This is a genomic window from Streptomyces sp. NPDC000151 (genome assembly GCF_040301705.1).
Classification (GTDB): domain Bacteria; phylum Actinomycetota; class Actinomycetes; order Streptomycetales; family Streptomycetaceae; genus Streptomyces.
In genome coordinates this window covers 21,830-31,966 of record NZ_JBEPFC010000078.1, presented here as the reverse complement: position 1 = coordinate 31,966, position 10,137 = coordinate 21,830, and the positions used below count along the sequence as shown (strand labels likewise).

10 protein-coding genes are annotated in these 10,137 nt (G+C 73.4%); 6 read left to right on the top strand and 4 right to left on the bottom strand.

Annotated elements, in window-relative coordinates; all coding sequences use genetic code 11:
• The 3 genes from ABT381_RS21640 to ABT381_RS21630 all read left to right on the top strand — a co-directional run.
• The coding region (locus tag ABT381_RS21640) for a diacylglycerol/lipid kinase family protein (protein WP_351596681.1) at positions 1-909 on the top strand (909 nt) is incomplete at its 5' end.
• 133 nt (positions 910-1,042) lie between these two features.
• Complete coding sequence (locus ABT381_RS21635) at positions 1,043-1,858, top strand: class I SAM-dependent methyltransferase (RefSeq protein ID WP_351596678.1); 816 nt, start codon at positions 1,043-1,045, stop codon at positions 1,856-1,858.
• A gap of 75 nt (positions 1,859-1,933) precedes the next feature.
• Positions 1,934-2,287 carry a VOC family protein gene (locus ABT381_RS21630; RefSeq protein WP_351596675.1) on the top strand — a complete coding sequence of 118 codons (354 nt, stop codon included), beginning with the start codon at positions 1,934-1,936 and terminating at the stop codon, positions 2,285-2,287.
• 81 nt (positions 2,288-2,368) lie between these two features.
• On the opposite strand, the gene ABT381_RS21625 is transcribed toward ABT381_RS21630, so the two are convergent.
• Positions 2,369-3,292, bottom strand: a complete 924-nt coding sequence (locus tag ABT381_RS21625) for an NADP-dependent oxidoreductase (RefSeq protein ID WP_351596673.1) — start codon at positions 3,290-3,292, stop codon at positions 2,369-2,371.
• 80 nt (positions 3,293-3,372) lie between these two features.
• The gene (locus tag ABT381_RS21620) at positions 3,373-5,430 is read right to left on the bottom strand and encodes a DUF5107 domain-containing protein (protein WP_351596670.1); all 2,058 of its coding nucleotides are present in this window, start codon (positions 5,428-5,430) and stop codon (positions 3,373-3,375) included.
• A gap of 263 nt (positions 5,431-5,693) precedes the next feature.
• On the opposite strand from ABT381_RS21620, the gene ABT381_RS21615 reads away from it, so the two are divergent.
• The gene (locus ABT381_RS21615) at positions 5,694-6,029 is read left to right on the top strand and encodes a DUF6204 family protein (protein WP_351596690.1); all 336 of its coding nucleotides are present in this window, start codon (positions 5,694-5,696) and stop codon (positions 6,027-6,029) included.
• Positions 6,030-6,053: 24 nt separating this feature from the next.
• Here the strand turns inward: ABT381_RS21615 and ABT381_RS21610 are convergent, their stop codons facing one another.
• Both ABT381_RS21610 and ABT381_RS21605 read right to left on the bottom strand, forming a co-directional pair.
• A complete protein-coding gene (locus ABT381_RS21610) occupies positions 6,054-6,647 on the bottom strand; it encodes a GNAT family N-acetyltransferase (protein ID WP_351596668.1) in 594 nt (197 codons plus the stop codon).
• Between the two features lie 138 nt (positions 6,648-6,785).
• Positions 6,786-8,189: a CoA transferase gene (locus tag ABT381_RS21605; protein WP_351596665.1), complete on the bottom strand. Its 1,404-nt coding sequence runs from the start codon at positions 8,187-8,189 to the stop codon at positions 6,786-6,788.
• A gap of 299 nt (positions 8,190-8,488) precedes the next feature.
• On the opposite strand from ABT381_RS21605, the gene ABT381_RS21600 reads away from it, so the two are divergent.
• Positions 8,489-9,751 carry a cytochrome P450 gene (locus ABT381_RS21600; RefSeq protein WP_467754594.1) on the top strand — a complete coding sequence of 421 codons (1,263 nt, stop codon included), beginning with the start codon at positions 8,489-8,491 and terminating at the stop codon, positions 9,749-9,751.
• A 158-nt stretch (positions 9,752-9,909) separates the two neighbouring features.
• Positions 9,910-10,116, top strand: coding sequence for a ferredoxin (locus ABT381_RS21595; RefSeq protein ID WP_351596662.1), 207 nt, complete (start codon positions 9,910-9,912; stop codon positions 10,114-10,116).
• The last annotated feature ends 21 nt before the right edge of the window (positions 10,117-10,137 follow it).

The following is a 10,137-nucleotide window of genomic DNA, read 5'->3' as shown; positions in this document are numbered from 1 at the left end:
CTGCCGGACGGCGACGGGCTGTTCGTCGTCACCAACCAGGGCTCGGGCCAGCGCACCGGCGCGCACAGCGACCAGACCCCGGTCATCCACGACGTGCTGCCGCGGGCCGAGGTGACCGAGTGCGGCCACCAGGGCGCGGAGCCGCTGGACAAGGCGCTGCGGGCCGCGGCCGAGCGGGCCGCGGAACGCGGGGGCGCGCTCGGCGTGCTGGGCGGGGACGGCACGATCAACGCGGCGGCGGCGGTCGCGGCACGGCACGGCGTACCGCTGGCGGTACTGCCCGGCGGCACGCACAACCACTTCGCGTACGACCTGGGCGTGGAGACCGTGGCCGAGGCGGCCCGGGCGGTGCAGACCGGTGAGGCCGTCGCGGTGGACCTCGCGCGGTTCCGCACGGGGCCGCGGCAGGAGCCGACGCACTTCCTGAACACCTTCTCGATCGGCGCCTACCCGGAGCTGGTGCGGATCAGGGAGGAGTGGGCCGGAAAGATCGGCGCCTGGCCGGCCGGAGTGCTGGCCGCGTGGCAGGTGCTGCGCACCGCGGAGCCGGTGACCGTGGAGGTCAACGGCCGACGGCGCGAGCTGTGGACGCTGTTCGTGGGCAACTGCTCTTACCGGGGGCTCGGTTCGGCCCCGGTACGGCGGCACGACCTGGCGGACGGCGTGCTGGACGTACGGATGGTGCACGGCGGCCGGCTGGCCCGCACCCGACTGCTCACCGCGGCGCTGACGGGCGCACTGCGGCACTCCCCCGTCCTGAGCGAGGCACGGCTGCGGACGCTGCGGATCGGCGGCCTCGCACCCGGCACGGACCTCGCGTACGACGGCGAAGTAACCGCAGCAGCGCAGGAGTTGACGATCGACAAGGAGAACGAGGCGCTGGTGGTGTATCGGCTGCTTCCGGAGTGAGCCGATCACATCCTGAGACGGGGCTCTCATAATCCGAGATAGCGGCGTACGGTGTGATCACGGCGCGACCCCCGCGCCGTGACCGCATCGACGACCGCATTGACGACCGCATCGAGCATGCGAAGGAGCAGCCATGTCGCAGGAGTCCGCCGTCTACACCCACGGTCACCACGAGTCCGTACTGCGCTCGCACACCTGGCGCACAGCCGCCAACTCCGCGGCCTACCTGCTGGATTCACTCAAGCCGCACATGAAGATCCTGGACATCGGCTGCGGTCCCGGCACCATCACCGCCGACCTGGCGGCACTGGTGCCGGACGGCTCGGTGACCGGCCTGGAGCACGCGCCGGGCGTACTGGAGCAGGCCCGGGCCGTCGCGGACGACCGCGGCCTGACCAACGTCCACTTCGCGGTCGGCGATGTCCACGCACTGGACTACCCGGACGACACCTTCTGCGTCGTCCACGCCCACCAGGTCCTGCAGCACGTCGGCGACCCCGTACAGGCGCTGCGCGAGATGCGCCGGGTCACCAAGCCGGGCGGGATCGTCGCGGTACGGGACGGCGACTACGCCACCATGACCTGGTACCCGTCGGTCTCCGGCATGGACGAGTGGCTCGACCTGTACGAGCGGGTGGCCCGCGCCAACGGCGGGGAGCCGGACGCCGGGCGGCGGCTGCGCTCCTGGGCGCTGGCGGCGGGGTTCGCCCCGGAGGCCGTCACGGCGACGGCGAGCGCGTGGTGCTACGCGACGCCGGAGGAACGCGCCTGGTGGAGCGACCTGTGGGCGGAGCGCACGCTGTCCTCGTCGTACGCACGGCGGGCGACCGAAGGCGGGCACGCCACCGAGGCGGAGCTGCGGGCGATCAGCGCCGCCTGGCGCGAGTGGGGCGCCCGGGAGGACGGCTGGTTCTCCATGCTGCACGGAGAAATCCTGTGCCGCGTGTGAGGACCTTCCGGAGGTCCTTTTGGCGGCTTCGTCGGATGATCGCGCTGTCCGGCCACGCCAACTAGGCTCCTCCGCATGGACATTCTCGGTACCTCACTGCGCGTGTGCGTCGACGACCTGGACACCGCGATTCCCGTGTACGAACGGCTGACGGGCGCGCAGGCGCAGCGCTTCCAGCGCGGTGGCGTGTCCGTCGCCGCGGTCGGCTGCTTCTTCCTGATGAGCGGCCCCGAGGCGGAGCTGTCCGTACTCCGCAAGATCACCGCGACGATCGCGGTGTCGAACGTGGACCAGGCGGTGGACGACCTGAAGGCGGTCGGCGGACAGGTCATCGCGGGCCCGCTCGCCGGCCCCGCCGGCCGCAACATGGTGGCCCGCCACCCGGACGGCTCGATCTTCGAGTACGTGGACCGGGTGGCGATCACCTGACGGCGCCTCAGAGCCCGTGTTGTGTACGAGCTCGTTGTGTACGGGCTCGGCTTACACGGGCTCTCGGGGCAGGTCGTGATTTCAGGACACGTCGAGGACGATCTTGCCGCGGGCGCGGCCGGACTGGCTGCGGCGGAACGCCTCGGCGGCCTGGTCCAGCGGCAGTGCCGTGTCGATGGTGACGGTGAGCTTCCCGGCGTCGGCGAGCTCGGCGAGCGCGGTGAGGTCGGCGCTGTCCGGCCGCACCCACACGAGGTGGCCGCCCTTGCCGGTGACCTCGTTGTCGACGACCGACGCCACCCGTGCCGGGTCCTTCAGTACCTGCTGGGAGACGTCGACCGCGTCGCCGCCGACGAAGTCCGCCGCCGCGTCCACGCCGTCCGGGGCCAGCTCGCGCACCCGGTCGGCGAGGCCCTCCCCATAGGTCACCGGCTCGGCGCCCAGCGAGCGCAGGAAGTCGTGGTTGCGCTCGCTCGCCGTGCCGATGACCCGGGCGCCCTGTGCGACCGCGATCTGCACGGCGAACGCCCCGACGCCGCCCGCCGCCGCGTGCACCAGCACCGTGTCGCCGCGCCCCACGCCCAGCCGCTTGAGCGCCTGGTACGCGGTGAGCCCGGCCAGCGGGAGGCCGGCCGCCTGCCGCCAGTCCAGCGCGGCCGGCTTGCGCGCGAGGGTCCGCACGGGCGCGGCGACCAGCTCGGCGAAGGTGCCGTGCTGGACCTCGTCCTTGCGCACGTACCCCATGACCTCGTCGCCGACCTCGTATTCGGTGGCGTCCGCGCCGACCGCCTCGACGACGCCCGCCACGTCCCACCCGGGGATCAGCGGGAAGTGCACGTGCATGATCGGGTCGAGGTAGCCGGCGAGGATCTTCCAGTCGACCGGATTGACGCCGGCCGCCTTGACCCGGATCAGGACCGAGTCGGGCGCCACCTTCGGGTCGGGCTGGTCGGTGAGGGCGAGGACATCGGGGTCGCCATAGCTGTCGGTGGTGATTGCCTTCATGTTGCTGTGCAACGAGTGTCCCCGCCTGATCATTCCGTTCGCCGCGCGTACGGGTGACGAACGGCCCCGGGCGCCCTCTTTCAGGCCAGGCGCATACGGTACTCGTACCGCTCGGGGAGCGGATGATCCGCGCGGGCCCGGGCGCGTACCTCATCCATGACCGGGCCGTCGCCGGCGACGAGCCGTTCGGCGATCGCGTACCAGGTGTCACTCAGCGTCTCGTCGCCCTCCCGGAGGTCCGCGACCTCGAAGCCCTCGTCGAAGACCGCGCGGGCGCCGGCCACGTCGCCCTGTGCGAGCAGGACCTGAGCCGTCAGCAGGCGGAAGCGGCCGCGTGCGCGGTCCGCCGGGCTCAGCCGGGCGAGGACGGACGCCGCGTCGTCGGCGCGGTCCGCCGCGATCAGCGCGGGCACCGCCTCCCGGGCGAGCGCGGGCAGTACGGTGCGCCGCACCTCCGCGGTGTCCTCGGCCGCGCACGCGACGGCTTCGGCGTACCGCTGCGCCGCCCGGGCCGTCTCGCCCGCCGCGGCCTCCGCGACCGCCAGGCAGTACAGCGGCCAGCAGCTGCGGCCGCGGGAGAGCGCGCGTTCCCAGCTGCGGACGGCCTGGGCGCGGTCGCCCGCGTGCCATTGGGCGACGCCCAGGTGGTAGTCGGAAGCGGGGCTCGGGCGCGCGGATTCGAGAAGGTCGCGCCAGGGTGGGGCGACCAGCGACGCGCCCGGCAGACCCGGCCCTTCCGGGTGCCCGTCCGGGTGCCCGCCCCGGTGTCCCTCCGGGTTTCCCTGCGGGAGATCGCCGGTGCGCAGCAGTTCCAGCCAGGGCCGTTGTTCCTCGCCCAGGGTGTCCTCGGTGAACGGCGTGCCCGGCAGGTCGTACCCGGCGCGGGCCACCTCCAGCGCGCCCCAGCCGGAGCCGGTGGCGAGCCGCTCCTTCGGTTCGAGGTCGGCGTACGGCCGCCAGGCGGCGTACGCGGCTTCCACGTCGGCGCGCGGCAGCGCCGTTTCGAGCCGGTCCGCGACCTCACCACGGGCCGCGCTCCAATCCGCCCCGTGCACCGCTTCCGGGTCGGCGGCCAGCGGCCCGTACGCCTCCAGCCACGCGAACTCCGCGCCCGCGTCGAGGGGTACGTGCTCCAGCTGGGTGCGCGCGAGCCCGGCCTGGATCTCCGCGTACCCGGGGGTGCCCGGCTCGGTCAGCCACTCCTGCCAGTGCCGCCCGGCCCGGCCCGCGCCCCACAGGAACAGCTTGCGGCCGCGCAGGGTGTCGGTGGAGGTGTGCACGAGGCCGTGGCCGTCGGCGTCGAGGGAGGCGATCCAGCGGCGGTCGCCGGGCGCGATCTCGTAGAAGTAGTCGGCGGGGTACTCGCTGCGCAGCGGGTACGTGCGGTCGGCGCCGCCGGACTCGGGGACCGGGACGCGGCGCAGCGTGCGCTCGTACCCGAAGTGCCACGCCTCGTCGGCGGGGGCGAGAACGCGGGTGCGCGTGTCCTCGGGGACGGCGATGTTGGACCACCAGTAGACGGGCGCGGTGTGGTGGTGGGGGTTGAGAATGCGCACACCGACGTACAGGAAGTCGGAGCCGTCCGGGAGCCAGAGGTCGACCTGGAAGGGCAGGTCGCGCAGCCGCTCCCACTCCCACAGGCGCAGCATCTCGCCGCCGTCCGGTGCCGGCACCCGCGCGGCGTGCACGGGAGCGCAGGAGAGCGTGGTGTGCCCGGTCGCGCCGATGTTCCATTCGATGCCGCCGGAGAACCACGCGCCGTTGAGCGCGAAGTCGGCGGGCTGGAACACCGGGTTGCGGTAGAGCAGTTCGCGTCCTGTGGGCTTGTGGTGCAGCGAGTGGACGCGGCCGCCGAGGCCCGGCAGGACGGTGGCGCGCAGCCGGTCGTTCTCGATCACGAGCGCGTCGAGGTCGGTAGGGGTGCGGTCGCGGCCGTAACCGTCCCTGCGGCGTACGGGCAAGAGGGAGTCCAGCGGCCGGTAGGAGAGCTGCCGGGCCATGTCGGCGGGCACGCCCGCGTCCTGGGGGACGGTGATGCGGTGCACGTCACGGGGGCCGGCCAGCGCGGGCAGCGGGTTGTCGGGGCCGACGGCCGCCGCGGGCAGGGAGAGGGTGGTGCGTCGCACACTCGTGGCCACAGTGCCTCGCAGTCGGACGGGGCCGCCCTGGTCACGGCGGCCGTCTGGTGACCATGGAACCTGCTCCCGGCCGTACTGAACAGGGCGTCCTCCGGTCAGGGTTGCGCAAAAAACAGTTCGCGAACAACCCGAACAATTCGCGCGACACGGCGCCGGTGGATGATGGATGCTGGCCCCGTACACCGTATGACGCAGCCCGTATGCCGCTGGCGTGCGGCACGGCGAAGGCGAGGACGGACGAGATGGCCACGAGGACGGACGAGATGGCCGCCGAGCACACCTACCGCGTGATCGTGCGCGGCAAGTGGGACGGGCTGACCGAGGAGGCCGGAGCGCGGCTGCGGGCCGAGGCCGACGAGCAGGGCCTGGCGCAGCTGCAGTTCACGCCCGAAGGGGCACTCGCGTGCGACCCCTCGATGACATCCTTCGCCTACCGGTACGTCATCGTCTCGGACGCGGCGGACGGCGAAGAGATGGCGGCCGCGCTCGCCGAGGAGAAGGCCGAGAACGCGCTGCGCGCTGCCGGGTACGGCTACCGCGACCTGCGCTCCTCGGCCACGGACATGGACACGATGAAGATCAACCGGAAACGGCGCTGAGAGAGCGGGCCGGCGATGCGGGGATCACGGGCCTTCCGGGGGCATCATCTCGCTGGTGATGGCCCAGCGCTCGTGGTCCCGCCAGGCCCCGTCGATGAAGAGGAAGTCGGGCGAATAGCCCTCCTTCCGGAAGCCGTTGCGGCGGGCGAGCGCGATCGAGGCGGTGTTCTCCGGCTGGACGTTGACCTCGATGCGGTGCAGGCCGAGCGGCCCGAAGGAGTACCGCAGGATCAGCTGCAGCCCCTCGCTCATCAGCCCGCGGCCCGCGGCGTGCGCGAAGGCGCCGTAGCCGGCCGCGCCGCAGCGGAAGCCGCCCTGCACGATGTTGTTGATCGTGAGGTAGCCCGCGATCCGGCCGCCGTCCTGGAGGCCGCAGATCAGGAAGCCCGCGCGCGAGGGCTCCTGCAGCCGGGCGTAGTACGCGTCGTAGGACGACTCGTCGGCGGGCGGGAAGAGCCAGGGCCGGTGCAGCTCCGCGCTCTCCCGCGCCCGGGCGGTGAACTCCGCGCGGTCCGCCCGCCGGAACGGCCGGATGCCCACGCGGTGGCCGCGGGCGAGGTACGGGTCGGGCTGCCCCGCGGCGACGGACGCGGGCGCGGGGTGTCGGTCGTCGGCCATCATCGGATGATATCGGTCAGGTGTGCGGGGTGCGCTGTGCGTCCGGGGGGTGTGTCCCCGGAGCGCGTGCCCCCGGGGCCGACCGGGCCGGAAGCCCGGCTGTCCCCGAGGTCGGCAGCGGGGCCCGATCCCCGGTACTCACCACCACGTCGGCGCGTCGCTGCCCCAATTACTCGGCGGGCGCGACCAGTTGACCGGGCCATTGGCGAAGGAGACCGGCGGCAGGGCGTGCCGCAGCCGGCCCAGGGGGCTGTCGGCGTCGGCGAGCCGGGCCTCCGGGTCGAACGCGTCGGCGGTGCCGGGCGCGCGCCGCGGCAGGACGTCGGTGAGCAGCGCGGCGGTCTGCGTGAGGGCGAGTGTCGCCAGCCGCGAACCGCCCGTACGGGACCGCTCGGTGAGCGCCCGCAGCACCGCGGCGGCCAGCAGGTAGCCGGTGCCGTGGTCCAGCGCCTGGGCGGGCAGCACGCCGGGCATGCCGTCGGCCGCCGCCTCGGTCACGGCGATGCCGGTGGCGGCCTGGACGAGGCTGTCGAAGCCGCGGCGGCCGCCCCACGGGCCGTAGTCGCCCCATGCGGACAGCCGCGCGACAACGATGCCGGGGCGGCGCTCGGCGAGCGCTTCCGGGGCCAGCCCGAAGCGGTCCAGGGCGCCAGGGCGGTAGCCGGTGACGACCACGTCGGCGAGCGCGAGCAGCTCCTCGAAGGACGCCCGCCCGGCCCGCGCGCCGAGATCCAGTACGGCGGAACGCTTCCCGAAGCCGGTGTCGCCGTGCGTGTCCCGGCTCTCCGGCAGCCCTGGCGCGTCGATGCGCAGTACGTCGGCGCCGAGCAGCGCGAGCGTACGGGTGGCGACCGGCCCGGCGAGCACCCGCGTCAGGTCCAGTACGCGCAGCCCGGCGGCGGGCAGCAGGGGGTCGCCGGCCAGGCCCGGCGGCCGGACCGGCGGCGTGGCGGCGCCGAGCGGCGCGAGGGTGAGCAGCGGGCGGCGGGCCACGGCGGCGCCCTGCGGGTGGGCGGCCCACTCCTTGGCGTCCCGTACGGCGATGGCCAGGCCGCCCGCCGCGTACACGGTCTCCTCGACCTCCTCGGCGCTCCGCCCCGCGAGCTCGGCCGCGAGCGCCTCGGGTCCCGCGTCGCCGGGCAGACCGAGGGCGGCGAGCAGGCGGTCGCGGTGGTGCGGGTAGTTGGCGTGGGTACGCAGTCGGCCGTCGGCGGTGTGCCAGAAGCCGGAGAGCGGCGCGAAGGCCGTGGGCGCCCGGCCGTCGATGCGCAGGTGGCGTTCGCTGAGGAAGGCGGTGGCCACGGCGCCGTCGTCGACGGTCACGGCGGGCACGGGGCCGCCGGTGTGGGCCGCGGCGAGTTCCGCGCCGGCCAGTGCGCAGACCGCGACGGTCGTCCTGGCCAGGTCCATGACCGGCAGCCGCGCGGGCAGCAGCCCGCGCGCACCGGCGTAGCGCACCCGTCCGGTCAGTCCGGCCGGGCCGCCGAGCGCGGCCCAGACCGGGTCCGTCGCGTCACCTCGGTATCCCACGTCGTCGTTCATCCCGCCAGTGTGGCACTGAGTGCCATCTACGAGAAGAGTGCCGCTTCGGGTGGTGCGCGCGTCCGGAACGGCGCGAACCGCTCGCCGTATGCGACGCATCTCGGCCACGCCCGGCCCGTAGGCGCGGCCCCGCGGAGGGGTCGGCACCCCTTCCCCGCACCCCGCAAGGTGGCCGGCACCCGGGCCCCCTCCCGTACCCGCTGCTCAGCCGCCCCCTACCAGACGAGACCGCCAACTCGCGGCAATACCAACCCGCTTGGCCGAACTTCACGTAGCGACATCTACCGACATCGCATGAAATGAGAAGCAGCACATCCGAGTCACTGCACCGGAGGTACGCCGTGTCGGAAGCAATATCGGAAGCGGTGGCGGAAACGGTCGCGTTTCCGCAGGACCGCGCCTGTCCCTATCACCCGCCCACCGCCTATGAGCCCCTGCGCGAACAGGGGCCGCTCGCCCGTGTCCACCTCTACGACGGCCGGGAAGTGTGGGTCGTGACAGGGCACGCGGAGGCGCGCGCCCTGCTCACCGACCAGCGCCTGTCGTCGGACCGGCTCAACCCGGACTTCCCGATGCCCAACGCCCGCTTCGAGGCGCTGCGCAAGGAGCCGCGGAGCCGCGCCACGCTCCTCGGCGTCGACGACCCCGAGCACAACGTCCAACGCCGGATGCTGATCCCCAGCTTCGGGCTGAAGCGGATCGCGGCGATGCGACCGCGTATCCAGGAGATCGTCGACCGGCTGCTCGATGACATGGTGGCCGCCGGGCAGCCGGCCGAGCTGGTCTCGGCGTTCGCCCTGCCCGTGCCGTCCATGGTCATCTGCGAGCTGCTCGGCGTTCCGTACGCCGACCACGAGTTCTTCGAGGACGCGTCGCGGCGCCTGCTGCGCGGCCCGGCCGCGAGCGACTCCATGAAAGCCAGGAACGACCTGGAGGCGTACTTCGGCGGCCTGATCGCCCAGAAGGAGGCCGAGCCGGGCGACGGGCTGCTCGACGAGCTGATCGCCGACCGGCTGCGCACCGGCGACCTGCCGCGCGACGAGCTGGTCAACATGGCGATGATCCTGCTGGTGGCCGGGCACGAGACGACCGCCAACATGATCTCGCTGGGCACGTTCACGCTGCTCCAGCACCCGGAGCAGCTGGCGGCGCTGCGCGCCGACCCGTCGCTCATGCCCACCGCGGTCGAGGAGCTGCTGCGGTACCTGTCCATCGCGGACGGGATGCTGCGGGTGGCGACCGAGGACATCGAGGTCGGCGGCGTGACCGTGAAGGCCGGCGATGGCGTGGTGCTGTCCACCTCGCTCGTCAACCGTGACGAGACGGCGTACGACGCGCCGAACGAGCTGGACTGGGACCGCTCCGCCCGGCACCACGTCGCCTTCGGCTTCGGCATCCACCAATGCCTGGGCCAGAACCTCGCCCGTGCCGAGCTGGAGATCGCGCTGCACTCGCTCTTCGCCCGGTTCCCCGGCCTGCGCCTCGCGGCACCCGCCGAGGAGATCCCGTTCAAGCCCGGCGACACCCTCCAGGGCATGGTGGAACTCCCCGTCGCCTGGTAGTCGTTGACCCCGTAGAACCGCTCACCGCGCAGTACCGCAGACCCGCGTAGTACCGCTCACCGCTCCACCGGCCGGCCCCGTCCCCGACACGGCAGCACCACCACCGCGCCGGGCCGGCCCCTCCCCCACAAGCCACCCACGGACTCCAGGGACCGACCATGCCGACGACCCAGCACATCAGCATCGACAAGGACATCTGTATCGGCGCGGGCCAGTGCGCCCTCACCGCGCCCAAGACCTTCACCCAGGACGACGACGGCTTCAGTGCGCTGCTGCCGCGCGCCGAGGACGCCCCGGCCGACCCCCTCGTGCACGAGGCAGCCCGCGCCTGCCCGGTACAGGCGATCACGGTGGCGGAGGACTGACCCGCCCGCCTACTGGCTGCC

Excerpts from the sequence above, each read along its gene's own strand:
- ABT381_RS21610 (WP_351596668.1), bottom strand. The coding sequence starts at position 6,647 with ATGGCCGACGACCGACACCCCGCGCCCGCGTCCGTCGCCGCGGGGCAG.
- ABT381_RS21625 (WP_351596673.1), bottom strand. The coding sequence starts at position 3,292 with ATGAAGGCAATCACCACCGACAGCTATGGCGACCCCGATGTCCTCGCC.
- ABT381_RS21615 (WP_351596690.1), top strand. The coding sequence starts at position 5,694 with ATGGCCGCCGAGCACACCTACCGCGTGATCGTGCGCGGCAAGTGGGAC.
- ABT381_RS21600 (WP_467754594.1), top strand. The coding sequence starts at position 8,489 with ATGAGAAGCAGCACATCCGAGTCACTGCACCGGAGGTACGCCGTGTCG.
- ABT381_RS21605 (WP_351596665.1), bottom strand. The coding sequence starts at position 8,189 with ATGAACGACGACGTGGGATACCGAGGTGACGCGACGGACCCGGTCTGG.
- ABT381_RS21630 (WP_351596675.1), top strand. The coding sequence starts at position 1,934 with ATGGACATTCTCGGTACCTCACTGCGCGTGTGCGTCGACGACCTGGAC.
- ABT381_RS21595 (WP_351596662.1), top strand. The coding sequence starts at position 9,910 with ATGCCGACGACCCAGCACATCAGCATCGACAAGGACATCTGTATCGGC.
- ABT381_RS21635 (WP_351596678.1), top strand. The coding sequence starts at position 1,043 with ATGTCGCAGGAGTCCGCCGTCTACACCCACGGTCACCACGAGTCCGTA.